The following is a 25021-nucleotide window of genomic DNA, read 5'->3' as shown; positions in this document are numbered from 1 at the left end:
TAAGGACAAATTGAAAAGAGGCTAGGACAAAACAATTTCTAACATAGGATAAACCGAATATGAAAGTTAGCGCATCAAACCCGCCCCGGAAATATACTTGCGGTTAGTGCGAAACCGGGAACCCCACGTAAAACTAGAAATCTTCGCGCGATATACGATCAAATTCGCGCGAGAATCATAAAAAAACGCGCGACATTTAGCATAAATCGCGCGACAAAGAAAGTCTCGCGCGATTTATGGGGGAGCCCGCGCGAAATTCATGGGAGCTCTCGCGAAAATAGGAATCCTCGCGCGATTTTTGAGGTAGTTCGCGCGAAAATTAAGTATCGTGGGCGGCTGGTGAGCCTCCTCAGAGCTAAAGCTCTTCCGGGGTCTCAGGCCGTGCCCTTTCCTCCCACAGGAGTCTCCGTATATTTCCGGGGCTAATGTGTTAAAATGTTCTTTTTTATTACCTTTGTTTTAGTTATGTCCCAGCCTCTTTTTCATAAATTTTACTGTTTAAAGAATGGATAGAAACGCTCTTCTTCTTGAACGCTAATCCATTTCACGGTCGTGAATTTCTCTATAGCCCACTCGCCACCGAATCGGCCAACACCCGAACCTTTTTCTCCACCAAATGCTACATGTGCTTCTTCATTGACAGATTGGTCATTCACATGAATCATTCCAGTTTCAATTTGTTTGGCAACTTTGACACCATGGTTAATATCACCACTAAAAACGGCACCGCTCAGACCATATGGGGAATCGTTCGCAATGCGGATGGCATCTTGTTCATCCTTAGCTTTTATAACAGATGATACCGGTCCAAACATTTCATTTTGGGCAACAGGCATATCATTTGTTACATCTTTCAGAATGGTTGGGTAAAGTACATTTCCTTCCGCCTGTCCACCAATAACTACTTTTGCACCTTGGGCCTCACTATTTTCTATCTCTTTCAGAATCCTTTTAACTTCACTTTGGTTAATTAAAGGGCCAACTGCTGTTTCTGGATCAGATGGGTCACCCGCTTTTAACTGACTTACTTTTTCTTTAAATACATCGACAAAATTATCATAAATACTAGCATCGACTACCACTCTGTTTAAAGACATACATATTTGTCCTTGGTGTAAGTAGGCACCAAATGCAGCTGCTTCTGCTGCCCGTTCTATATCAGCATCATTCAGTACAATTAGGACATTGTTTCCACCTAATTCAAGTGCTACATCCTTCAATGTACGACCAGCAATTTCGCCAATTCTTCTTCCTACTTCTGTTGAACCTGTAAATGATACAAGTTTTGAAATAGGATGTTCGACAATATCATCACCAATTTCTGAGCCTTTACCTACAATAACATTTAGTACACCCTTTGGTAATCCTGCTTGCTCCAAAATATCTGCTATTAAAAATCCGGATGTTATTGGTGTTGATGATGCGGGTTTTAGTACGACACTATTCCCAGTTGCTATCGCAGGAGCAACGGAGCGCATTGTTAAGACTAATGGAAAATTCCAAGGGCAAATTACAGTTACCACACCTTTAGCGGAACGATAGATGCGATTTTCTTTTCCAGGTACATTGGAAGGTAATATGGACCCTGTGACACGATAAGGGAATGAAGCGGCTTCTTTTAACGTAGCGACCGTACCACCCCATTCGATTTCCGCTTTTATTCTTGTACTACCAGATTCCTTTACTAGCCAATCGATTACTTCTTCTTTGCGTTCGGTAAAAATTTGTGCTGCCTTCTCAAGAATCGTACGTTTCTCATCTGGGAGCTTTGCTTCCCATTCTTGCTGTGCTTCCTTAGCGGATTTGAATGCACGATCAAGGTCTTCTTTCGAGGCACCCTTTATTTCATTTATTACGTCATTATTATATGGGTTCGTGTTAGTAACCACACTATTACTTGAACCTTCAACCCATTCTCCAGCTATAAATTGTCTTGTGTATTTTTCCAAGATAATTCGCTTCCTTTCGGATAAATTCGATATCTTCTTACTCCTTGATGATAGTACTGAAATCGTTTTAACATCAAATTATCTGCGTAATAGCAAATCTACTTCAGACAGATTATGATAGGTCTAAAATCATTGGTTCTTCACCTTTTTTATTCATTAATCTAATTTGAATAGGTTTAATTTCTAATACAATATAGTTTGGATCATGTGGCCCATCAAACCATTTCTCCATATTCGTATTCCACAGTTTCTGCTTCAAATCTAACGAATCAGAAATATGAACTTTCCCTTCATACTCCACATACGCATCTCCGTATGCTTCACCTTCATAACCTAAAAGGATGTGTGTGTAAGGGTTGTTTTCTAATTCATCTACTTTATGTGTATGCTCTTCTGTTGCCGTATAAAGATTTAATTCCTCATTAAAAAATGTCATATAGCGTGCGTGTGGTATATTGTTTTGAACTGTTGCCATAATACCGACATTGCTATCGCTAAGTATATGCTGGATTGCTGTTTTCAGTTTATCTTGTGTCATTAGTCTCACTCCTTAATCAGTATCATTCTCATTATTCCGTTAGTGCAAAGAAAATAACCATAATTTTTAGCTATATTGGTATGAACCAATACATTAAGGTGGATGATAATAATGATTGTTACTTTGATTAAGGGAGGTGAAGAACAGATGGAAGCATTAAGAAGAATTGCATTAGCTCTAGTAATCATAGGTGCGATTAACTGGGGTTTAATTGGACTTTTCCAATTTGATTTGGTAGCTGCACTTTTTGGTGGGCAAGATGCGTTACTATCTAGAATTGTATATACGTTAGTTGGTTTGAGTGGTTTATATTGTATCACCTTATTATTCGAACCGGCTGATGAAAGAGAGACTACCGGTACTGGACGACTTAATTATGGTACCGAGTTTGGTGAAGAAGACGATTTTTCTCGCGTTAGGGAAGAAGATAGGGATGTGTAAGCCATTAGTCGTCATCATGAACATCCCTTGATAGAGTACGAATGACATTCGCTCCGGAGACGGTTTCTCCTGTATGCATGAGGGACACGATAGAGTGCTCATGTTTTGGTGGATCCCGTGCTTGACTGTACCAAGTTGAGCAAACAATCGCTTGATTTCCGGAGCGATTATACTGCTTAGCCGCTACTGTTTATTAGTAAATCATGGCTTCATTGTCAAAGTTAATAGGAAGTATAGCATATACAAGCCAATATAGGATCCTGATAGTAAAAAGAATGGGTTTAAAAAAATAGCATGAATATTTGTCATTAATACTGTACCGTCGATGATTATTTGGTAGATAGATAAAGAAGCGATTATCCCAAAAACCATCGTAGAAATAATAGCAACGATGTGGAATAGGAATCGAATATTCTTCCATGTATTGGATAAATAGTACATTAAAAAGGGTCCTATTACGATTCCTGCAATTAAAAGGATTCTCATGATAACCTCCCAGTAAAATATATTCCCATATAGTATGTACATTAGTAAAAATATCAACCAGTGCTGTAAAAGATTTTATCGCTCATATCTTTCATTCTGTGAAAATAGTAACCAATTTCTATGAAAATATGTATATCTAAATAAAGATTTGGAAATAATAAACCTATAAATACCTTCGTGCTTGAACGAAGAATAAATTAGAGGTGAAAGAAATTTGAAGAAGTATGGTTTAGTTAGTTTAATAGGGGTGCTAGTAGTTGCTGCAATAATCTTCCTATTTGTATTGGACAGCCCAGATAAAGAGAAAGAGCAAGCTAATAATGATCAGGATGATGCAATTCAGGTCTTTGAGGATTCCATTGAAGTTATAGCATCGGATGATGGCAACATCAATGCCAATAAATTATTTATTCCATGGACTATTAATAAACATGCAGGGACTTTTTATTTAAGCCAAAGGGATGGAACGATTGTTGCGATTGATGGTGATTTCGGATTAGTAGAGGTTCAAAATGTAGAAGTTTCAAAAGATATTCTACATAAGGGAGAATCTGGATTTCTTGGCTTTACATTAGCGCCAGATTTTGAAAATACGAAACGAGCATTTGCATTTCATACCTATGATAAGGAAGGGGAAATGGTAAATCGTATCGTAACCCTTGTTCTTGATGGTTCCACTTGGAAGGAAGAAGATGTGATTTTGGATCATATTCCTGGTGGGGAAATGAATAATGGCGGAAGAATTAAAATTGGCCCAGATGGTATGCTCTATGCAACAACAGGTGACCTCGGGCAAGGTGATGTAGCACAAGATTTAGATAGTTTAGCTGGTAAAATTTTACGTATGGAGCTGAACGGTGAGATTCCGAACGATAATCCATTTGAAGATTCTTATGTTTTTTCTTATGGTCATCGAAACTCACAAGGGTTGGCTTGGGATGAACAAGGGGTTCTTTATAGCTCTGAACATGGGGAAAAAGGTAATGATGAAATTAACATAATTGAAGCAGGTAAAAACTATGGATGGCCGATTATTGAGGGGGATGAAGAGGCGGAAGATATGGTTAGTCCGCTAGTACATTCAGGTGAAGATACATGGGCGCCATCTGGTGTTGCCTACCATGATGGACAATTATATATAACTTCTTTAGCGGGGAAAAGAATTTTAACGTATGATATAGCAACACAAGTGATGGAAGATTTCTATGATGAAGCAGGTCGACTTCGCGATGTGTTTATTGAAGAGGATGCATTATTTGTCATTACAAGTAATCGTGATGATCGGGGAGAACCGACTGATAAAGATGACCGTCTAATCCATCTTCCATTAGCAGAAAAAGCGTCTAATTAAATGAAAAAGAGGGTTCTAGGTTTTATTTACTCTAGAACCATCTTTTTTAAATTATTCTTTCATTAATGTTTTTAAATACTCTTTTACTGCTTCAATTTGTTCTTCTGACAATACGCCTTCAAATGGCGGCATACCACCACTACCATGTTTAATTTGTTCGATTAATTCCTCATCGGTCATCTCAAGGTTTTCAAGGTTAGGTCCATTATGGCCACCTACACCCTTGGCACCGTGACAGGATAGACAATTGCTTTCATATATCTTAAGACCTTGTTCTGCCACTTCACCACCACCATCTGTACCGGTTTGACCTTCACTTTCCTGGTTATCTGTGTCTTGTTCCTCGGCGGTTGGAGATGTATTAATTGCGTCTTCTGGTACGTCTTCTAGAGATGTGTATTCTCCCTCTAAAGAGAAGGTGTAAATTTTATCCCCGTGGGTAGTCCCGGCTAATGAATTACCAGCAGCAAAGACGGAAATATATTGCTTTCCATCAACGGAATAAGTCATTGCTGGAGCATTAACACCGGCATCAGTCATGAAATCCCATAATTCTTCACCTGTCGTTGCGTTATAGGCAATAAGCCTTCCGTCATTATGACCAGCAAATAGTAAATTCCCTTTTGTAGTTAATAATCCACTAAAGGCAATGGTCTCCCATTCCTCTTGCCATGCAATTGTATTGGTTTTAACATCAACTGCTGTGATTAATCCGTGCTGTGGTCCACCTTCCATTGGTTGCCAAATACTTCCAATCCATTCTTTCCCTTCATCAAAAATATTCGCTTCGTCTTCTTCGTTGTGTGCATAGGCAAAATAGTTACTGTTTACTTGTACATAATACAATTCTGTATCTGGATTGTAAGCAGATGGTGGCCAGTTACCTCCTCCTTGAGGCGAAGGAGTAATGGTTAATGGTTCATCCCAGAATGGTGTGAATAAATCCCCAACTTTTCCATCAAAATCATCTGGAAAATCTCGTTCGATATCTTCCTCTGTTATGGATTGTGGTACTAGTGCGTCTCCAATTGGATATGGTTGTGTAGGAGACGTTTTTTGTCTTTCATCTTGTGGTACCGGTCGTTCTTCTATCCCGATTAATGGTTCACCGTTTGTACGATCTAATATATATACCCAACCAGTTTTCCCTGTTTCTGCAATAGCATTTCTCAATTCACCATCAATTTCTACATCAAATAATGTAACTGGATTAGCAGGGTCTAAATCCCATATATCATGATGCACTTGCTGGAAGTGCCATTGGTATTCTCCTGTATCAGCATCTAAGGCTAGCATGGAGTTCGCGTAAAGATTATCTCCTTCGCGGTTACTTCCATCAAGGTCAGGTGAAGCATTCCCAGTTGAAAAATAAATCATATTTAGCTCTGGGTCAACAGCTGGAGTCTGCCAAATAGGCCCTCCGCCAGTTAGCCAGCTATTGTTATCATCTGGCCAAGTTTCAGATCCTGGCTCACCTGGTGCAGGAATTGTATACGTTCTCCATACCTCTCTTCCGATATTAGAATCATAAGCAGCTAAAAAGCCTCGAATGCCGTATTCTCCCCCAGCTACTCCTGTGTAAACTTTTCCATCATAATAGAGGGGGGCACTTGTGATGGTGTACCCTTTTTGCCATTCAGCAACAGGTGTCTCCCAAACAACATCACCAGTTTCTTGGTCTAGTGCTACTAGACGGGAATCTAATAGTCCGACAAAGACTTTTCCATCTCCTAATGCAACACCGCGGCTAATCCAACCACAGCAAGCGGTGTCAAGGCCATCGGCGAGTTGTGGTGTGTACTCCCAAATAATTTCTCCCGTAGTAGCATCAAGAGCTTGTACAACATTAGCACCGGTAACATTAAACATTACCCCATCATATACAAGAGGCGTTGACTCACCGGAATATTTGAATTCTAAACCCGAACCTAAGCTAGTAACCCATTCTAGCTTTAAGTCCCCAACATTAGATGTATCGATTTGCTCTAACGGTGAGTATCTTCGGTTGTAAAGGTCACCACCATTTGTAATCCAATTGTCAGTAGGAGCGGCTGCTAGCTCTTCAGCGGAAAATTTAGGTGCAACCTCTCCTGTGTAGTCCATATGTTGAACAGACTGATGATTCTCTTTCTCTGGATTCTTGGTTTGTTCTGGAGTAGTATCTTGTTGTTCATTTTCGTTTTGTGTATCTTCGCCAGCTGGAGGTTCAGCATGTTCGTCATCATTTATCCCTTGAAAAGCGAAAAATCCTACAGCAGTGATAATAGCTACAGCAGCAATAACAAACCATACTTGTCTATCCATATTTCAAGCTCCTTTCTTCATGACGTTATACATTAGGTTCTTTTGTAATTTGCCCTTATAACGTCAAATTACCCTTCTAATGTAAAAATCATAAGAAATGATGAAATAGAGATATATGTTCCGAATAATTTGATATTTCGGTTCGTTTAACGATGGAAAGAGAGTAATTCGACAATACGACAAAAAGAATGACAAAAATCTATTATTTTCCATTCAAAATCTAGCGTTTCTGCCTTATAATAGATGGAAAGGGTTGCAAACGAAAGGTTGTCTGCATCAACTTAACGTAAGCAAGCTACACTTATGGAATAGGAGATTGATAGAATGAAGAATACACAACTGAAGAGATTTTTAATCCCAATTGTTCTCCTGCTTGTTATTTTACTTCCGTTTGCAATACCAGAAAAAAGTAGTGGGGACGAAGAATTATTTGCCCATGATCATGTAGCAAGACAAACATCTATTCAATTAATTGAACAGGGTGTTTCTATAAAGCGCTTCGTAGTTGATTCTGGATATAATTTTGAATATCCAGATGCAGTAAGAGGTATTTATGTAACTGGTCACTCAGCGGGTGGTAGTCGATTTAATTCATTAGTGGAATTGGTGAATAATTCTGATCTGAATGCAATGGTTATTGATATTAAAGAAGACCATGGATATTTAACATTTAAACCTGATGAAGATTCACCATTTGTAGCAATTGGTCAAAATTATATTAAAGATATTCAGGAAATGATGAAAACATTAGAGGAAAATCAAATTTATCCAATTGCCAGGGTTGTAGTATTTAAAGATAGTGTGTTAGCTGAAAATAGACCGGATCTTTCGTTTACAGAGAATGGTTCTGTTTGGGAAAATAACCGTGGCGAATCATTTGTAAATCCATTCCAAAAAGAGGTTTGGGAATATAATGTTGATATTGCTAAAATGGCAGCCGAAATGGGCTTCAAAGAAATTCAGTTTGACTATGTTCGATTTCCAGAAGGGTTTGAACGTAGGGATGGCGACTTAACCTATTCACAAGGTGCCTATGAAGATAGTGAAGAAGATAATGTTCAACGGCGAGTTCAGGCTGTTACAGATTTTGTGGCGTATGCGAAACAAGAATTAGAGCCTTATGACATAGATGTGTCTGTGGATATTTTCGGTTATGCAGCTACTATTCCTGAAGCACCAGGAATAGGTCAAAACTTCTCCAAAATATCGGAAAATGTCGATGTCATTTCATCCATGATATATCCAAGTCACTGGTCTAATAATTATTTTGGAATCCCACTTCCTGATGCAGAGCCGTATCGTTTAACGGATGAATACGCTAAAGTGGAAAATGAGGTACTTTCTAAATTGGAAAATCGACCAGTCTCTCGACCATGGATACAGGATTTTGAAGCGCCATGGATCTATAATGGTACAGGTATACCAGTAACAAAATATGGAAAAAAAGAAGTGGAAGCACAGATAAAAGCCTTACAGGATAATGGAATAAATGAGTACTTAATTTGGAATGCTGGTAACACATATACCCAAAATGTTGATTATAAGCCATAAATTACGAAAAAAAGCGAAACAATAAATAAAAGTTTCGCTTTTTTTCGTTTAACTACACATACTGAAGATATAAGTGTATAACAGGGATTTAACATCTAATCCTATTTTCGTTATACTAGCAACAGAAAGGCTTTCAGGATTGTTTTACAAAATCGTTAAGAGTTTGTTAGCTTTCTTTTAGAAAATACGAAGGAGTAGATCCATGGATTGGTATGAAAAATTAAGTAAATATTTCCCTATTGAAGAAATGAAATCAAAGGAACATATGGAACTGTTATTGAAGGAAAAAGGGGACGTTTACCATAAAGATGATGGTCCATATCATGTTATGATGTATGCTGAATTTGATTCCTTTATTTTTATTGATTATGTATGGGTTTCAGCTAAAGCGAGAGGACAAGGTATTGGACATAAGTTAATTGAAAAATTAAAAGAACATAATAAACCGATAATATTAGAAGTAGAACCGGTTGATTATGATGATTCAGATACCGAAAAACGACTTCATTTTTATAAGCGTGAAGGGTTTAAGCATGCTCAATCAATTGGATATAATCGACGTTCATTGGCGACTAATGAGGAGACCCCAATGGAAATTTTATATTGGTCACCGAATGATGAATCGGAAGAAGTCATTTATGAGCAAATGAGAAAAATGTATGAATCGATTCATACGTATAAAGATGAACAGCTTTATGGGCAGTCTTATCAACCTGTAGATGAAGTATTAACATTTAATGAGGACAGAGAGTCAGAGGATATTTTATCGAGGCTAGATAGAAATCAGATGAAATAATATTTATAATTCGGTCGTCTTAAACCTTTGGTTAAGACGACCGTTTGTGGTGTTTAAAAGTGTAGTGTTTTCAATGTGTATTGCTTATTTTATATCGTTTTTCCTTCGGTGTTTCCGGCAGGGATATTGTTTAAGCGATCTGCTAATGCAAGACCTACATTTGGCGATTCAATCTCATCGTTAGTTAACAATGTGTCCTTGAAGTCATAAGCATTAGAACCGTGTTCTGCAAAATCAAGTCCTGCAATTTCTTCCTCTTTCGATACACGAATTGGAACAAACTTGTTTAATACATACGTAAATCCACCAATGGTAAAGGCTACCCATAAGATGACCGCGAGTACCCCGATGGCTTGAATTCCAAGTTGTGCAAATCCATTACCATAAAACAGGCCAGTAGAAGTTGAAAATAAACCTACAGCCAATGTACCCCATATACCAAGTAGACCATGTACGGTAATTGCACCAACCGGATCATCAATTTGTAACTTAGCATCGAAGAATCGAATTCCTTCTACGAGAATCACTCCAGAAATTAATCCGACTATAATAGAGCCGCCGAGAGATATTTCGGCACACCCTGCAGTAATTCCTACTAATCCTGCTAATACACCGTTTAATGATAATGAGGCATCCACTTTCTTGTATCGGAATCTGGTGTATAATGCACTTGCAACTAAGGCAGCAGAGGTAGATAACAAAGTAGTGCCAATTACCATGGGGACTAATGTTGGATCAGCTGCTAGTGTGCTACCCCCATTAAATCCAAACCATCCAAGCCATAGGATAAAAACACCTAACGCGCCGAGAGGGATATTATGACCTGGTATTACGTTAACTTTTTTCCCTTCGTATTTACCTACGCGAGGTCCTAAAATAAGAACAACTACTAATGCGCCTACAGCGCCTGTTAAGTGAACTACGGTAGATCCAGCGAAATCGCTAAATCCAAGAATCGTTAGCCAACCGTCTCCTTGCCAAATCCAATGTCCCACTACTGGATAAACAATTGCCGTCATAGCTATCACAATTAAAATATAGCTTCCAAGCTTAATCCTTTCTGCAACAGCACCAGACATAATGGTGGCACAGGTGGCTATAAACATTGCTTGGAAGACAAAGAAACCAATATCCTCTACGCCGCTAAGCAAAAAGCCATCGGAACCGACTATAGAGCCAAAAGTACTTCCGAACATTAAACCATACCCGACAACAAAGAATAAAATTGCTGAAACACTAATGGTTAAGAAGTTCTTCATTAATATGTTTAACGTGTTTTTGGATCTAGTAAACCCTGATTCGACCATCGCAAATCCTGCATGCATGAAGAATACAAGAAAAGCGCCTAACATTACCCATACTAGGTTAATGGCTAGCTCTAATTCTTCTGTATTCATTCTTTCCCCTCCTAATCATAAACTCATTTTATAAAATGGCTTGCGCTCCTCGTTCCTTTGTGCGAATTCTAATGACTTCTTCAATCGGATAAATGAAGATTTTTCCGTCACCAATTGCTCCTGTGCTACAAGTGTTGATGATTATGTCGACTATTTCATCAACTTGACTATCATCCACGACTGTTTCTACTTTAAGCTTAGGTAATAACTGTAGCTGAAACGTAGTACCGCGAAATAATCCGGTTTGCCCTTTTTGTTTCCCAGTACCAGCTGCTTCTGTAATCGTTAAACCGCCTATCCCTATCTCGGATAAGCTACTACGTAAAGATTGGAATGTTTCTGGACGTATTATGGCTTCAATCTTTTTCATCTACTCCCCTCCTTGTGTTAGGTTTCCTCACATTATAATTAAATGATAAGGGGAATATTGGAAAAAATCAAGAATTAATTTAATTTAATGTAATATAACCTAACATTATATAAAGGTGTTATTAGAGGATGGCTTTTACATTAATTATATCGATTTTGTGAATTTGACATTTTTAGTGAAAATAATCTATCTATTACTTGACAAATGATGTATACTATACTTATAGGTTATTTAAAGTAATTTTAATTTAATAACCGATTAAAGGTTTACGAATTGTAAACAGTAATGAGGAGTGAAGTAACATGGTAACACTTTATACCTCACCTAGTTGTACATCTTGCAGAAAAGCAAAAGCTTGGTTGAAAGACAACCAAATTCCTTTTAAGGAGCGGAATATATTTTCTGAGTCGTTAACTTTAGATGAAATAAAGGAAATATTAAGGATGACGGAAGATGGTACAGATGAGATCATCTCAACACGTTCCAAAGTATTCCAAAGTTTAGACGTAAATATTGATCAGCTTCCTTTAAAAGAATTATTTACTTTGATTCAAGAGAATCCAGGCTTACTAAGAAGACCGATCATTATAGATGAAAAAAGGCTGCAAGTTGGCTATAATGAAGATGAGATTCGCAGGTTTTTACCAAGAACTGTACGAACTTTTCAATTAGAGGAAGCTAGAAGAATGGTTAATTAAGTGACCATCTTTTCCAAAGTAAAAGCGCAGATTCCTAATTTCAAGAATCTGCGCTTTTAGTATGTTAGAATGATGACAAATTCGATGAAATAAGTTAAAATAATATTTTAAATAATTATATATAGGCATATTAATTTTCATATTGCAATATGCTAACATACAATATAAATAAGATGGTATTCTTTTTTCAATAGATAAGAATAACTAGCTCTATTGAATATAAAAAAGGAAGAAGCCCAGTAAGCAATATATGGGCAGGACACTTAAGCCGAGTATAGTAAACACGCCTTAAGTGAAGCTTCCAACTCGCTGGAGCTAGATTGAAATAGAAGGGAGAGAATTGCATGGAAATCGAAAGAATTAATGAGAACACAGTAAAATTCTTTATCTCTTATGTGGATATTGAAGATCGAGGTTTTCAACGGGAAGAAATTTGGTATAATCGTGAGCGTAGTGAACAATTGTTCTGGCAGATGATGGATGAAGTGAATTATCAAGAAGACTTTCATGTAGATGGCCCTTTATGGATTCAAGTTCATGCTCTAGAAAAAGGATTAGAAATTGTTGTTACAAAGGCACAGCTTTCTAAAAATGGAGATAATCTAGAATTTCCAATTGATGAAGATGGCTCTACTATAGATATTCCTGTAGATGAAAAAGTAGAATCATTCTTAGAAGAAAAGTTTGGTAGAAGCGATAATGGCGATAATGATGATGCAGATAATGACTTCGTTGAGGAGAATTTATGGATTATTGCTGGCTTTAAAGACTTTGAAGATGTTATACAACTCAGTCACCACTTCCACAATGATACAGGAAGTGAGGAGGAAACATTATATTATTATAATGGAAAATACTATCTCTATATGGAATTTTCGCAAGATGTACTAGATGAACATACACAGGAAGATATTATTTCTCGTGTATTTGAATATGGAGATGATTCAAATATCACCATTCATGTACTAGAAGAGTATGGAAAAAAGATTTTCGATACCACTACTTTTGCTGATATTCGCTTACATTTCCCTGTGAATCCATAGGATACCTTTTATAGGTATCTTATTTTTTTTGCAGGAATTTCATCATCTCTATCGAAATAGTATGATGGAGGTGATTGGTTTGCTACAAGCAAAATTAAATAATGGAAAGCTAATTACGTTATTCGAGTTTTCCAAGCAGGAGATTGAAGTACTTCGATCTGATCATGTGTTTTTTTGTCCTGTGTGTAAGGGAAAGGTTATTATTAAATCAGGCTCCAAGATAATACCTCACTTTGCTCATCAAAACAGGAAGAATTGTCAAACACATGAAGGAGGGGAGGGGATCTATCATGAGCAAGGCAAGATCATGCTATATCAATGGCTAATTAAGCAAGGCTTAGAAGTGGCGCTTGAACAATATATTTCGTCAATCAAGCAGAGATGTGACATTTTCCTTAGCGTCGGTAAAAAGAAAATTGCATTGGAATATCAGTGTGCAAGGATACCCATTAAAGAGATAAAAAAGCGAACATGGAGTTATCTAAGTGTCGGAATTCAACCAATTTGGATTTTAGGTGCGACCAACCTCAAACGAACTACTAAACACTCCTTCAAGGTCGACCACTTTCTATTGCAGTTTTTACATCAGTTCCAGGATCAATCTATCCCCGTATTATATTTTTTCGACCCACATAGCAAATTTTTCACGATGATTGGAAATGTATTTCAAATAGGAAAAAGACGAATGATTGGAGATTTCATTATTAAAAAACTTGATTCCATGATTTTTCTTGATATGTTTAAAATGTCTGTGTTTTCAAAGGAACTTTTCCTTAATGAATGGAGAAAAGCAAAGTATCAGTACAGGATGTATCAACCTAAAAAATTATATGGCACCGAGTTGAGTTGGTACAATTGGTTATATTACAAAGGTACACACCGAGAGTTCTTGCCCTCCGTTATATATCTTCCTATCTCCTCCCAATATAAAATGTTAACCTCACTATGGGATTGGCAAAGTAGGATTTGTTTAGAGTTTATTGACCCTATCCCTATTGGAGCAGTTTTTTCCGTCAATTCTTGCCATTTTCAGCTTCGTAAAACGATATCAACAGATCCGTTCCCTTTAATACAGCCCTCTGCTGACCCCATTATGGAATACCTTCATCTATTGACCGCATTAGGAATTATTGAACAGATCTCCGAGCATGAGTTTCGTAAAAGTAAAAACTTACACCATTATTCGCATATAGAAGACGCTCTTAAAGGAGATGAAGAATTATTGAAAGAACTTTTGAACATTTTCGAGACAAAATACGAGCATGATTCATAATTAATTCGTTATACTAAATAATATAGTTATTAGAGTATTTTCTAATTTTTACTGATAACTATATTGTGGAATGATGTAAAGGAGGAAGATTAATGGCAAAGGCAACAAAAGAACTTCAAGCAAGAAGTGAAGTACCGGTTGAAAGAACGTGGAGATTAGAGGATATCTTTGAAACGGATGCCGTATGGGAAGAAGAGCTTAATAGTTTAAAGAATGAAATTCCTAAAATCTCAGAGTATAAAGGAAAGGTTGCAGAATCTGCAGACTCTTTATATAACGTTCTAAACTTGCAAGATGAATTGTCAGAAAGACTTGGTAAGCTTTTTACATATGCACATATGCGTTATGATCAGGATACGACAAACTCATTTTATCAAGCATTGAATGCAAAAGCAGAGAATGTATTAACATTTGCGCAAAGCTCTATGAGTTATTTAGTACCAGAGATTCTGAAGATGGATGAAGCAACGATAAAGACTTACCTGGAAGAGAAAGAGGAGTTAAAGCTTTATGAACATGTGTTAAATGAAATTATTAGACAACGTAAACACGTATTAGGAGAGTCAGAAGAAGCTCTTTTAGCAGAGGCGTCTGAAGCTTTATCTAATGGGTCACAAACGTTCGGTATGTTAAATAATGCAGATTTAACATTCCCTACCATTACCAATGAAAAGGGAGAAGAAGTCGATCTAACACATGGTCGCTACGTAGGGTTCTTAGAATCAAAGGATCGTCGAGTGCGAAAAGAAGCATTCCAAGCAATGTATAACACGTATGGACAATTCAAAAATACCTTTGCTTCTACACTAAGTGGTACGGTTAAGTCGCATAATTTTAATGCGAAAGTTCGTCATTATGATTCAGCTAGACAGGCTGCGTTAGACAATAATAATATTCCGGAAACAGTATATGATAATCTGGTTGAAGCGGTTAATGAGAGATTACCGTTATTACACCGTTACGGAAAATTACGTAAACAAATACTAGGTGTGGATGAAGTGCATATGTATGATATGTACACACCATTAGTCCAAGATGTTGACATGGAAATCCCATATGAGAAAGCACAAGAATATGTATTAGAAAGTCTTAAGCCTCTTGGAGAAGAATACTTAGAGGTCATTAAGGAAGGCTTTGCTAATCGTTGGATTGATGTGGAAGAAAATAAAGGTAAGCGAAGTGGTGCATACTCTTCAGGTGCTTATGGTACGAACCCATACATTTTATTGAACTGGCAAGACCGTGTGAGTGACCTGTTTACATTAACACATGAATTAGGACACTCAGCACATAGTTATTTCACAAGGAAGTTCCAACCATATCGTTATGGTAACTATTCCATCTTTGTAGCGGAAGTGGCATCTACAGCGAATGAAGCATTACTTAACGACTACTTATTAAACAATCTTAACGATGAAAAACAAAAGCTATATATTTTAAATCATTTCTTAGAAGGATTCCGTGGTACTGTTTTCCGTCAAACCATGTTTGCTGAATTCGAGCATGAGATTCATAAACGCGCACAAGCAGGGGAAGCACTAACAGCAGATAACTTAACAGAAATTTATTATGAGCTAAATAAAAAATATTTCGGTGATGAAGTGGTATCAGATGAAGAAATCGGTCTAGAGTGGGCAAGAATTCCTCACTTCTACTACAACTACTATGTTTATCAATATGCTACTGGGTACTCTGCTGCGACAGCATTAGCTAATAAAATGCTATCAGGGGAAGAAGGAGCAGTTGGTCATTACCTAGATTTCTTGAAATCTGGAAGTAGTGATTATCCGATTGAAGTATTGAAAAAAGCTGGTGTCGATATGACATCGAAACAACCAATCTTAGATGCATTAGATGTATTTGAAGAAAAACTAACAGAGATGGAGAATCTTCTGTTAAATAAATAAGGAAAAGGGTGGCCTTTAAATCGGGTCACCCTTTTTACTTTAGAGGTACTATAAGAAGTAGTCTGGTTAGGAACATAAGCAAATTAGCCACGATATTTATTTCGATGGGTGAATGAAAATAAAGTAAAATAAATACATAAAAACAGAATCGGTAATGTGATATAAATTGGGATTAGTTGCATTAACCCAAATAGATTTAGTAAAACAGCAAACAACGTTAAGATAATAAACAAGTATGGAAGTAATTCTCGCAACATAATTTCCTCCTTATTCCGATCAGAAAATCGTCTATTAATATATATGTAAGTCAAAGTAATAATAGAAGTGACAGATTTGTGAAAAGAAAAACAAACTAGTTGCGAAAAATGGTTGTAACTGATATATTATTAATGTGAGATGAATCACAAACAAAACCCCTTTGTTTGATCATGAAACTTTCTCCCATCCCCCTTTGTTTTGATACAAAGAAGTGAGAAAAAGAAGGATATACGCTGCCCCGTATATCCTTTATTTTTTCTTAAATGAGTAAAAAACCAAGGTATCCCCCCTTGGTTTTTTCTCGTTTAATATCATCGTTATCTTTGTTCATTAAATTGCCAAAATGTCCCGTGTTTAGCAGGAATCTTTTCTACAATTTGCTTTAATTGGAGTTTTTTCATTTCACGTTCTGCTTTTTCCAGGGTCCAGTTGTACACGACAGATACTTCCTTTGTTCCAACCACACTAAAACATTTTACGAAATCTTCTAGCGAAGGATGTTGTGAAGGAATCGGCAGGTGCTCTGTCATTTCACTTAATACTCGGACATAAATTTCGTAAGGGTAAAGACCAGAGATTTTTATTCCTTGCTCTTCAATATTTTTATGGAAAAACACCATCGTTGGCATGTAATCAATTTCCATTTCACGGTTTAATTTATAATCACATTGTAATGCTTTCCTTGCCGAATCGGAATGTAAATCATTTCTAAATTCTTGAATGTCTAGCTTGGCAGCTTTTGCACACTCCAACAATACGGATTCTTTAGAGATATCCATCTTTTTTAAGAATAGGCTTTCTTGTACTTTGCGTAAGAATACTTTTCCATAACGTATTCCTTGAAGCTCAGCAGCTTTAATAGCTAAATAGGCTGTGATAGGGGAGTGAATTGGGTTTTCAAGCCATAAATCACCATCACAACTCATTCCTGTTCTAGATGCGGTACGTTCCCAAATCTCTCTAAGTCTTTTTGGTTGATCAAAATTATCATGATTAAGCGGCCTAGAGGCTCCTGAAATTATTGGTCTTAGCGTAAACAATCGTCCATATTCAATTGATAGCTTTTTTAAATACGGCTCAAGTGACCAGCATTCCGGACACATCGGGTCGATAAATACATATATTTCAATTGGTTTTTTTACAGTATCACAACTATATTCGGACGATGTGTTTGCTTTCTGTGAGCTAATTAGCTCAGTTCGTTCCCAGCTCACATCGATTCTCCTTTCTATTGTTCGGGTGTATTCATCATATGATTGGCGGTCATGGTCAACTTTTCAAATATAGCTGTACGGTATGGTTCTTCAATTTCCACTTCTTCTAATGCTGCTTCCATGCAATCTAACCAAGCATCTCTTCTTGAAGGTGTAATTTCAAATGGTAGGTGTCTACGTCTCATCATAGGGTGTCCTCGTTCTTCTGTATAAATAGGAGGACCGCCGAAAAATTGTGTTAAGAATAATGTCTGTTTCCTTGCGGTTTCTGTAAGATCCTCTGGAAAAATAGGAGTGAGTTTCGGATGATTTCCAACTCGTCTATAAAAAGCAGCCACAAGCCGTTCGATAGTCTCATAGCCACCAATTTCTTCAAATATTGTTCGATGATTCACGTTTATTTACTCCTTATCAATGGTGTCTATATTGTAGCAACAATAAATAAGGGTGAGCAAATAATCTGATTGTACTATATTTTAAGATAGACTAGAAAAGAATCTTGCTATTTTATTTGGTGTATCTTTTTGGGTAATATGATATGTTTCTAGAATGTTCGTAAGAGCTTTTAAACCGGCTTCTTTACTTTGTGATTCTATCTCTAGCTCATAGTCTTCCACATGATTATATTGACTATAATCTAAAACAATTATGAGTCCATTTTCCTGGTATTCGCGCCGGATTGTAGTTAGACTACCTACATAGTGTAACTCATCTGTTTCGATATTCATTTGATTTAATTGAATGGTGGTCGCTTCTTTTGCGATTGGATGTTGACTAATCCATGATAATGCTTCTGCCTCGGTTAGGGAGTCATGTGTTTCTAGTAGGCCATCTTGATGAGGCTCTTTTAATGTTAGTTGGTATTGATTATTTTTTTTACGAATTCTTAATGCTGCATGATGTTGACGTAGTTTAAAGTCTGCTGTTTCGAAGTAGTAATTTATTTGTTCTTTCCCTTCTTTTGGAAAAGGTAGATTATGCAATAGGGTTTCATATTCTTCTTTTGTTAATAGGTTTTTATATTCGATTTCGATTTCTTGTGCCATTTGGTACCTCCAGGAATTTCTTAATTACATTGATTATGGCGAAACAGAAGTAATTATGCAAAGAATATATATTTCTTTTGTGTTAAAATAAAAACGAAATAGTCATTACAGGTGGTGTTCCAAATGAATTGGGAAGCAATACTTGCACCTTATTCACAAGTAGTTGAAGAACTAAAGGTAAAATTAAAAGGCATGCGTGCACAATTTGAATATGAGACAAGACATTCTCCGATAGAATTTATTGTTGGACGTGTGAAACCGGTGCAAAGTATTTTAGAAAAGGCAGAAAAAAGAAAAATACCGCTTAATCGAATTGAACAAGATATCCAAGATATAGCTGGTATACGAGTTGTATGTCAGTTTGTAGATGATATTTATACCGTTGTCGAAATGCTGAGATCTCGTAAAGACTTTACCATAGTAGAAGAGAAGGATTACATAGCTAATGAAAAAGAAAGTGGATATCGTTCTTTCCATATGCTAATTGAATATCCAGTTGAAACTATTCATGGGAATAAAGTGATCATGGCAGAAATTCAAATTCGTACATTAGCGATGAATTTCTGGGCTACGAATGAGCATTCTTTGAATTATAAATATAAAGGTAGAATTCCAGAGGATATTAAGTTGAGGTTACAGCTTGCTGCAGAAGCCGCATTTAAGCTAGATGAAGAAATGTCAAAAATAAAAACTGAAATACAAGAAGCGCGACGGATTTTTCATCGGAAATAAATGTTTTGGATAGGAGGACATGAGATTGAAGTTTAAAATCATTTCAAAGGGAGACGATAGATCGAATAAGATTAAAGCTAAAATGAAACAGCATTTAATCGACTTTGATCTATTATATGATCGCGAAGAACCGGATTTGGTTATTTCAGTTGGAGGAGATGGCACTTTTTTAGAAGCATTCCATCGCTATAACCATAGACTTAGCCAAACAGCTTTTATTGGGATTCACACTGGCCATTTAGGGTTTTATGCCGATTACTTGCCTGAGGAATTGGAGAAGCTTGTAATCGAAATTGCGAAGACACCTTATCAGATTGTGGAATATCCATTATTAGAGGTTACAATTCGCTCGAAAACTGGAAATAAGACGGATAGATATTTGGCATTAAATGAAGCAACGATTAAAACCCCCGAAAGCTCTGTTGTATTTGATGTTGAAATTAGAGGAGAACGGTTTGAGACATTTCGTGGAGATGGCTTATGTATATCGACACCTTCTGGTAGTACGGCTTATAATAAAGCACTAGGTGGTGGGATTATTCACCCGACTCTAGAGGCAATTCAATTAACCGAAATGGCATCAATAAATAATCGGGTATTTCGTACCATTGGTTCTCCGTTAATTTTACCAAAGCATCATACTTGTTTATTAAAGCCAATAGTCGATCGTAGCTTCTTTATAACGATTGACCATATTACCCATAATTACACGAATGTGAAATCTATTCAATGTCGCGTGGCTAAGGAGAAAATTCGTTTTGCCCGGTTTAGGCCGTTCCCGTTTTGGAATCGAGTACGTGACTCCTTTATTGCAGAGAATAATTAAAGTATAGGTGATAACTTCGATGAGATGGATCATCCAGAATGACACAGATGGAAAACTATTACGTGAATTTTTACGAAATGATCAAGACTTTTCAAGACGTCTATTGAAAAGTCTTATTTATGATGGGGGAAAAATACTCGTTAATGGCAAGCCGGAGAATTTGCGCTATAAGTTAAAGTCCGGAGATATTGTGTCGGTAGAGTTTGCAATGGAGGTAAAGGGGCCGCTTATGCGAGCTGAGAATATACCACTAGATATCGTGTATGAAGATGATGCGATAATGGTTATGAATAAGCAAAGTGGTATTGCTACTATACCATCCATTATTCATCAAAGCGGCACATTAGCGAATGGGATTCTATATTACTATGAAACACATAATATCCCTTATACGGTTCATGTCGTTACAAGGCTTGATCGAGATACGTCAGGCTTATTATTAATAGCCAAACACCGTTTAAGTCATTCCATTTTATCAGCCAGTCAAAAAAAGGGGAAGGTGAAACGTAAGTATTATGCTTTAGTTGAGGGGATTCTTAAAGAAAAACAAGGTATTATCGATGCTAATATTGCTAGAAAAGAAGGCTCTATAATTGAACGAACTGTTCGGGAGGACGGTCAAAGAGCAATCACGCATTATCAAGTTGTACAGGAAACGGATTCCCATAGTTTACTTGCTGTACAGCTTGAAACAGGAAGGACGCATCAAATTCGTGTGCATTTTTCTCATATTGGCCACCCGCTAGCAGGAGATGATTTATATGGAGGTAAGAAAACGCTAATAAATCGTCAAGCGCTTCATTGTTTTGAGCTAGGCTTTGAGCACCCTGGAACAAAAGAATGGATGACTTATCAAGCCCCTTTACCAGAAGATATGAAACAGATCCTTCCAGACATGTAATTAGCTGTCTGGGAAGGATCGGAATTTATCTGGATGAAAAGGTTGTTTAGATGGAACACTGACAATACTTTCTTCTGGGAGTTGAAATGCGGTTAATTTGTTACCAAATACGCACCCTGTATCAATATTAATCGTTTTGTTTATGATTCGCGGTTTCCGTACAGGTGTATGACCATACACAATCCAAGCATCCCCTTGATAATGCTGTGCCCAATCTCGGCGAATCGGTCTACCTGCCTCATCAAATTCGCCCGTAATATCTCCATACAATACAAATGTTTTTACCTTTTTGTCATTACGTCCAATATAAGCTTGTTTAATTCCTGCATGAGCAACGACTGCATTTACTTCTGGTAATTGTAGGTAGAGTGGTGCTTCCTCATATAGTTTTATGAACTGACTTCGGATTTGGTCCTGCACTTTTTCGTTTAAGGCCATATACTCCATTATGGTAGTCTCCAAACCATGCTGATGTTGCACTTTATTACCTAAGAAATAACGATACAATTTATTACAATGATTACCTGGTACATATTTTGCCTTTTTGTGCTTCACGACCATCTCATGCACAATTTGAATCACGTTAATCGATTCTGGGCCACGGTCCGTTAGATCCCCAACAAGTACTGGAATACGGTTGTCGGGGTGAAGGTAGATACCATCTATGCTTTGGTAACCTAATTCCTCAAACAAACTACAAAGTTCTTGGTAGCAGCCATGAACATCACCAATAATATCTACTTTCATTCTATCACCTCATTGTAAAAGGAAAGCGAGAATAGTATCTGCTATTCTCGCTTATTCAAACATATATTTTTTTGTTCGAGAGTGAATATTTAATACAATCCCAATTGCTAATAGATATGTTAAGGTTGAACTACCACCATAGCTTAAAAACGGTAACGGCAAACCGGTGATTGGGAGTAGCTGAATAGACATGCCGATGTTTTGAAATATTTGATATGCAAACATCCCTATAGTTCCAGTTACAATATAGCTTGCATAACTGTCATTACTTTGAATGGCGATATAAATTAGGCGATATAGTAATAGGAAGAATAATGTTACAACAATACTAGAACCAATAAAACCAAATTGCTCTGCAATAGCGGTAAATATCATATCCGTATGGCGTTCAGGGACGCTTACTTGCATGACTTCAATTCCTTTTCCGAAAAGCTGACCAGACCCAATAGCCATCATCGCTTTCATTAATTGATAACCAGATTCAGAGTACTGTTCAGGACTAAGCCACCCGTAGAAACGACTAGATACGTGTTTAAACACGGTCTCTTCTAAAAATACAGCTATAGAATCTGGGAAAAGGAAGTAGGCAGCAACAATTAATCCTATTCCGCCTAATGCAATTAGTATAATACTTAAAATCAAGCTCCAGCGAATTCCGGATACTAAAATCATTGCCCCTGTAATAGCGGCAAGAACTAATAATCCACCTAAGTCAGGCTGTACTGCTATTAGTCCCATCGGCGGAAGGGAAAGTAATAGTATTTTGCATAGTAACCATAAATCATTCTTAACAGTTGGTTTGAGATATTTTTGGTTATGGAAATACATAACATGTGCCAACGTTAAAATGAGAATTACTTTCATAAATTCAGCAGGCTGTAGAGTTCCAAGTACAGGGAATTTAAACCAACTCACAGCATTATTTACTTCGTGGACAATCCCTGGTGGAAACCCAAAAAACAGCATGAGTAACATGACCATACCAATTCCATAAAGGATCCAGGTTAATTGCCTGAAACGGTCATAGTCAATTTGCATAAGTAATGCGATGATAAGTCCTCCACCAACATACCAAATGATTTGTTTTTGAAAGAAGTTTTGGTCTGCTAATGTTGCAGGTAAGGTGGGTTCGACCGTATATATCGTGAAAACACTCACGATACCTAACAGCAGTATAATTGATATTAATGTATAATCAATGTTATTTTTATTAGTATTCATGATTGTTCCTTACTTTCTATATGATACTTTTGTTATTTTTAAAACATAGTTTACGCATTATACTATTATAGCATCTTTCTGTAATTAGATGAATGATTTTTACAGGTATGTATAACGATGATAGATATATTTAAAAGGGGGTTGCATATGGACAATAAAGAGGAAGTAAAGGGGGAAGCGTTCAATAGGCTTCTAGAAATTTTACAAAGTGAAAATATATACGGTTTTAGAGAACGTTTTCTAGACATGCACCCATATGATCAGGCGTTATTTTTTACGGAAGTAGAAAAAATGGACCGTATGTTAATTTATAGCTACCTCTCTCCAGAGGAAGTGGCGGCGATGATGGAGCATATTGGGCTTGAAGATATTCAACCATTCTTCACTGAAATGGATACGAACTATGCTTCCATGGTATTTGCTGAAATGTCGACCGATGATGCGGTGGACATCCTAAATGAGATGGAGAAAGAAAAGGTTGTAAGCTTTTTAACAATAATGAATAAAGCGGATGCTGAAGACATTAAGGATCTTCTTCATTATGAGGAAAAGACTGCGGGTAGTATTATGACAACTGAGTTCATCTCGGTAAACAAAATGCAAACCGTGAAAGATACAATGAAGCAGTTGAAAGAAGAAGCTCCAGATGCGGAAACGATTTATTATTTATATGTGGTCGATGGTGACAAAAGATTAGTCGGCGTTCTGTCATTACGGGATCTTATCATTGCTGATGATCATACAACGATTGAAAGTATTATGAATGAAAAAGTTTTCCACGTCTCTGTGGCAGAAAATCAGCAAGATGTTGCTAAATCCATGCGGGATTATGATTTTCTTGCCGTTCCAGTTGTTGATTTTCAACAACATTTATTAGGAATTATTACCGTTGATGATATTTTAGATGTTATGGAAGAAGAGGCTAGTGAAGATTATTCTCGCTTAGCAGGTATTTCTGATGGGGATAGTAAGGATACTAATCCTTTAATAGCTGCAAAGAAACGTTTACCATGGTTAATTATATTATTATTCTTGGGATTATTGACTGCTAGTTTAATTGGTCAGTTTGAGGAAACCTTAAATCAAGTTACCATACTCTCTATTTTTATTCCGTTAATTGGGGGGATGGCTGGGAATACAGGAACCCAGGCGCTAGCAGTAGCTGTTCGGGGACTGGCTACTGGTGAATATGGTGATTCTGGTAAGCTAAAATTGATTCTTCGTGAAGCGGGTACCGGGCTTATCACGGGAACGGTGTGTGGTTTGATTATAACTGTCGTCATCTTTTTATGGCAGGATAACATATATTTAGGAATTCTAGTTGGCTTATCAATCATGTTAACCTTGATTGTGGCAACACTTGCTGGTTCATTTATTCCACTACTAATGGATCGTTTTCGTATTGATCCAGCTGTAGCTTCCGGCCCATTTATTACGACGATAAATGATATTATTTCGGTACTAATATATTTTGGACTAGCTACGACTTTTATGCGTTTATTGTTATAAGCAATATGTATAGATAACTGTTTAGCTAAAAAAGCATATGGTTTTCGGTTTTTTATATAAACCAAGTAAACGAATATAGATATGTCTTGAAAGGAGGCTGGGTCTAAATAAGAGAATTAAATGTAAAATCGAATGATACACGATACTAGCTCCGGAAATATACGTAGACTCCTGTAGGAGGATAGGGCAAGGTTGAGACTCCTAAAGAAGTAGCACAAGAAGGCTCACCAGCCACCGGCGGTAAAGAAGACACTGCGAGTTTCTCTCGAGAAGATGTCGCCCCTGTATTGGAAGTGAAATGAAGTATATTTCTGGAGCGGGGTCCTTGCTCATCATCCGGTTTTTCCTAGGTAAATTCTTTTGTCCCATCCTCTTCTTAGTTTTCTGCGAGGAACAAGCACTTTTATAAATAGGCATTTAACACCATTTAATTCTTTAGGTCATATAATAGGTTGACGACAAA

Annotated in this window: 24 protein-coding genes; 12 read left to right on the top strand and 12 right to left on the bottom strand. The window is 37.0% G+C overall.

All coding sequences use genetic code 11. The annotated features are described in order from the left end of the window. Positions 1–491: 491 nt before the first annotated feature. Together AAIB49_RS11950 and AAIB49_RS11945 are read right to left on the bottom strand one after the other, a co-directional pair. The gene (locus AAIB49_RS11950; protein ID WP_445254514.1) at positions 492–1949 is read right to left on the bottom strand and encodes an aldehyde dehydrogenase family protein; all 1458 of its coding nucleotides are present in this window, start codon (positions 1947–1949) and stop codon (positions 492–494) included. Between the two features lie 112 nt (positions 1950–2061). Continuing rightward, positions 2062–2487, bottom strand: coding sequence for a pyridoxamine 5'-phosphate oxidase family protein (locus tag AAIB49_RS11945; RefSeq protein ID WP_343458158.1), 426 nt, complete (start codon positions 2485–2487; stop codon positions 2062–2064). A gap of 147 nt (positions 2488–2634) precedes the next feature. Here AAIB49_RS11945 and AAIB49_RS11940 point away from each other — a divergent pair, with 147 nt between their 5' ends. Further along, on the top strand, positions 2635–2928 hold the full coding sequence (locus AAIB49_RS11940) for a DUF378 domain-containing protein (RefSeq protein ID WP_339217797.1): 294 nt from the start codon (positions 2635–2637) through the stop codon (positions 2926–2928). Positions 2929–3129: 201 nt separating this feature from the next. Here the strand turns inward: AAIB49_RS11940 and AAIB49_RS11935 are convergent, their stop codons facing one another. Beyond that, positions 3130–3414 carry a transposase gene (locus tag AAIB49_RS11935; protein ID WP_339215878.1) on the bottom strand — a complete coding sequence of 95 codons (285 nt, stop codon included), beginning with the start codon at positions 3412–3414 and terminating at the stop codon, positions 3130–3132. Positions 3415–3628: 214 nt separating this feature from the next. On the opposite strand from AAIB49_RS11935, the gene AAIB49_RS11930 reads away from it, so the two are divergent. After that, complete coding sequence (locus AAIB49_RS11930; RefSeq protein ID WP_343458157.1) at positions 3629–4765, top strand: PQQ-dependent sugar dehydrogenase; 1137 nt, start codon at positions 3629–3631, stop codon at positions 4763–4765. Between the two features lie 51 nt (positions 4766–4816). On the opposite strand, the gene AAIB49_RS11925 is transcribed toward AAIB49_RS11930, so the two are convergent. Further along, positions 4817–7069, bottom strand: coding sequence for an outer membrane protein assembly factor BamB family protein (locus AAIB49_RS11925; RefSeq protein WP_339215875.1), 2253 nt, complete (start codon positions 7067–7069; stop codon positions 4817–4819). Positions 7070–7393: 324 nt separating this feature from the next. Between AAIB49_RS11925 and AAIB49_RS11920 the strand changes: the two genes are divergently transcribed. Further along, a complete protein-coding gene (locus AAIB49_RS11920) occupies positions 7394–8620 on the top strand; it encodes a putative glycoside hydrolase (protein ID WP_339215874.1) in 1227 nt (408 codons plus the stop codon). A 202-nt stretch (positions 8621–8822) separates the two neighbouring features. Continuing rightward, the gene (locus AAIB49_RS11915; protein ID WP_343458156.1) at positions 8823–9416 is read left to right on the top strand and encodes a GNAT family N-acetyltransferase; all 594 of its coding nucleotides are present in this window, start codon (positions 8823–8825) and stop codon (positions 9414–9416) included. An 89-nt stretch (positions 9417–9505) separates the two neighbouring features. Here AAIB49_RS11915 and AAIB49_RS11910 read toward each other — a convergent pair whose 3' ends face one another. After that, positions 9506–10813, bottom strand: coding sequence for an ammonium transporter (locus tag AAIB49_RS11910; protein ID WP_343458155.1), 1308 nt, complete (start codon positions 10811–10813; stop codon positions 9506–9508). Between the two features lie 28 nt (positions 10814–10841). Continuing rightward, entirely contained in the window at positions 10842–11183 is a 342-nt protein-coding gene (locus AAIB49_RS11905; protein ID WP_339215869.1) for a P-II family nitrogen regulator, read from the bottom strand. Positions 11184–11485: 302 nt separating this feature from the next. Between AAIB49_RS11905 and spxA the strand changes: the two genes are divergently transcribed. The 4 genes from spxA to pepF all read left to right on the top strand — a co-directional run bounded on the left by spxA (position 11486) and on the right by pepF (position 16104). Then, a complete protein-coding gene (gene spxA / locus AAIB49_RS11900) occupies positions 11486–11881 on the top strand; it encodes a transcriptional regulator SpxA (RefSeq protein ID WP_186871367.1) in 396 nt (131 codons plus the stop codon). Positions 11882–12225: 344 nt separating this feature from the next. Further along, positions 12226–12924: an adaptor protein MecA gene (gene mecA / locus AAIB49_RS11895; RefSeq protein ID WP_343458154.1), complete on the top strand. Its 699-nt coding sequence runs from the start codon at positions 12226–12228 to the stop codon at positions 12922–12924. A gap of 79 nt (positions 12925–13003) precedes the next feature. After that, positions 13004–14197, top strand: a complete 1194-nt coding sequence (locus AAIB49_RS11890) for a competence protein CoiA (RefSeq protein WP_339215865.1) — start codon at positions 13004–13006, stop codon at positions 14195–14197. Positions 14198–14289: 92 nt separating this feature from the next. Next, positions 14290–16104: an oligoendopeptidase F gene (gene pepF, locus AAIB49_RS11885; RefSeq protein WP_339215864.1), complete on the top strand. Its 1815-nt coding sequence runs from the start codon at positions 14290–14292 to the stop codon at positions 16102–16104. A gap of 83 nt (positions 16105–16187) precedes the next feature. Here pepF and AAIB49_RS11880 read toward each other — a convergent pair whose 3' ends face one another. The 4 genes from AAIB49_RS11880 to AAIB49_RS11865 form a co-directional block, all read right to left on the bottom strand. Then, on the bottom strand, positions 16188–16361 hold the full coding sequence (locus tag AAIB49_RS11880) for a hypothetical protein (protein ID WP_339215862.1): 174 nt from the start codon (positions 16359–16361) through the stop codon (positions 16188–16190). Between the two features lie 318 nt (positions 16362–16679). Further along, on the bottom strand, positions 16680–17576 hold the full coding sequence (locus AAIB49_RS11875; RefSeq protein WP_339215861.1) for a ClpXP adapter SpxH family protein: 897 nt from the start codon (positions 17574–17576) through the stop codon (positions 16680–16682). Between the two features lie 14 nt (positions 17577–17590). Next, complete coding sequence (locus AAIB49_RS11870) at positions 17591–17971, bottom strand: globin domain-containing protein (protein ID WP_339215859.1); 381 nt, start codon at positions 17969–17971, stop codon at positions 17591–17593. 81 nt (positions 17972–18052) lie between these two features. Next, positions 18053–18622, bottom strand: a complete 570-nt coding sequence (locus AAIB49_RS11865) for a CYTH domain-containing protein (RefSeq protein ID WP_339215858.1) — start codon at positions 18620–18622, stop codon at positions 18053–18055. A 123-nt stretch (positions 18623–18745) separates the two neighbouring features. On the opposite strand from AAIB49_RS11865, the gene yjbM reads away from it, so the two are divergent. The 3 genes from yjbM to AAIB49_RS11850 are packed head-to-tail and all read left to right on the top strand — an operon-like array spanning position 18746 to position 21081. Next, positions 18746–19354, top strand: coding sequence for a GTP diphosphokinase (gene yjbM / locus AAIB49_RS11860; RefSeq protein ID WP_186871359.1), 609 nt, complete (start codon positions 18746–18748; stop codon positions 19352–19354). Between the two features lie 25 nt (positions 19355–19379). After that, positions 19380–20180, top strand: a complete 801-nt coding sequence (locus AAIB49_RS11855) for an NAD kinase (RefSeq protein ID WP_186871358.1) — start codon at positions 19380–19382, stop codon at positions 20178–20180. 19 nt (positions 20181–20199) lie between these two features. After that, a complete protein-coding gene (locus tag AAIB49_RS11850) occupies positions 20200–21081 on the top strand; it encodes an RluA family pseudouridine synthase (protein WP_339215856.1) in 882 nt (293 codons plus the stop codon). On the opposite strand, the gene prpE is transcribed toward AAIB49_RS11850, so the two are convergent. Both prpE and AAIB49_RS11840 read right to left on the bottom strand, forming a co-directional pair. Continuing rightward, a complete protein-coding gene (prpE, locus tag AAIB49_RS11845) occupies positions 21082–21828 on the bottom strand; it encodes a bis(5'-nucleosyl)-tetraphosphatase PrpE (protein ID WP_339215854.1) in 747 nt (248 codons plus the stop codon). A 51-nt stretch (positions 21829–21879) separates the two neighbouring features. Beyond that, positions 21880–23049 (bottom strand): FtsW/RodA/SpoVE family cell cycle protein, encoded by a 1170-nt coding sequence (locus AAIB49_RS11840; RefSeq protein ID WP_339215852.1) that lies wholly within the window; start codon positions 23047–23049, stop codon positions 21880–21882. Positions 23050–23196: 147 nt separating this feature from the next. On the opposite strand from AAIB49_RS11840, the gene mgtE reads away from it, so the two are divergent. Next, positions 23197–24558, top strand: a complete 1362-nt coding sequence (gene mgtE, locus AAIB49_RS11835; protein WP_339215850.1) for a magnesium transporter — start codon at positions 23197–23199, stop codon at positions 24556–24558. Positions 24559–25021: the final 463 nt, after the last annotated feature.

Source organism: Ornithinibacillus proteolyticus, from assembly GCF_039581225.1.
Lineage (GTDB): Bacteria > Bacillota > Bacilli > Bacillales > Amphibacillaceae > Ornithinibacillus > Ornithinibacillus massiliensis.
Note: the sequence above shows the minus strand (reverse complement) of the source record. Positions and strands in the feature narration are given on the sequence as shown.

Coding starts and splice junctions, on each gene's coding strand:
- AAIB49_RS11945 (WP_343458158.1), bottom strand. CDS start 2,487: ATGACACAAGATAAACTGAAAACAGCAATCCAGCATATACTTAGCGAT.
- AAIB49_RS11880 (WP_339215862.1), bottom strand. CDS start 16,361: ATGTTGCGAGAATTACTTCCATACTTGTTTATTATCTTAACGTTGTTT.
- AAIB49_RS11905 (WP_339215869.1), bottom strand. CDS start 11,183: ATGAAAAAGATTGAAGCCATAATACGTCCAGAAACATTCCAATCTTTA.
- mgtE (WP_339215850.1), top strand. CDS start 23,197: ATGGACAATAAAGAGGAAGTAAAGGGGGAAGCGTTCAATAGGCTTCTA.
- prpE (WP_339215854.1), bottom strand. CDS start 21,828: ATGAAAGTAGATATTATTGGTGATGTTCATGGCTGCTACCAAGAACTT.
- spxA (WP_186871367.1), top strand. CDS start 11,486: ATGGTAACACTTTATACCTCACCTAGTTGTACATCTTGCAGAAAAGCA.
- AAIB49_RS11915 (WP_343458156.1), top strand. CDS start 8,823: ATGGATTGGTATGAAAAATTAAGTAAATATTTCCCTATTGAAGAAATG.
- AAIB49_RS11920 (WP_339215874.1), top strand. CDS start 7,394: ATGAAGAATACACAACTGAAGAGATTTTTAATCCCAATTGTTCTCCTG.
- AAIB49_RS11935 (WP_339215878.1), bottom strand. CDS start 3,414: ATGAGAATCCTTTTAATTGCAGGAATCGTAATAGGACCCTTTTTAATG.
- AAIB49_RS11910 (WP_343458155.1), bottom strand. CDS start 10,813: ATGAATACAGAAGAATTAGAGCTAGCCATTAACCTAGTATGGGTAATG.
- AAIB49_RS11840 (WP_339215852.1), bottom strand. CDS start 23,049: ATGAATACTAATAAAAATAACATTGATTATACATTAATATCAATTATA.
- AAIB49_RS11940 (WP_339217797.1), top strand. CDS start 2,635: ATGGAAGCATTAAGAAGAATTGCATTAGCTCTAGTAATCATAGGTGCG.
- AAIB49_RS11850 (WP_339215856.1), top strand. CDS start 20,200: ATGAGATGGATCATCCAGAATGACACAGATGGAAAACTATTACGTGAA.
- AAIB49_RS11865 (WP_339215858.1), bottom strand. CDS start 18,622: ATGGCACAAGAAATCGAAATCGAATATAAAAACCTATTAACAAAAGAA.
- AAIB49_RS11925 (WP_339215875.1), bottom strand. CDS start 7,069: ATGGATAGACAAGTATGGTTTGTTATTGCTGCTGTAGCTATTATCACT.
- pepF (WP_339215864.1), top strand. CDS start 14,290: ATGGCAAAGGCAACAAAAGAACTTCAAGCAAGAAGTGAAGTACCGGTT.
- yjbM (WP_186871359.1), top strand. CDS start 18,746: ATGAATTGGGAAGCAATACTTGCACCTTATTCACAAGTAGTTGAAGAA.
- mecA (WP_343458154.1), top strand. CDS start 12,226: ATGGAAATCGAAAGAATTAATGAGAACACAGTAAAATTCTTTATCTCT.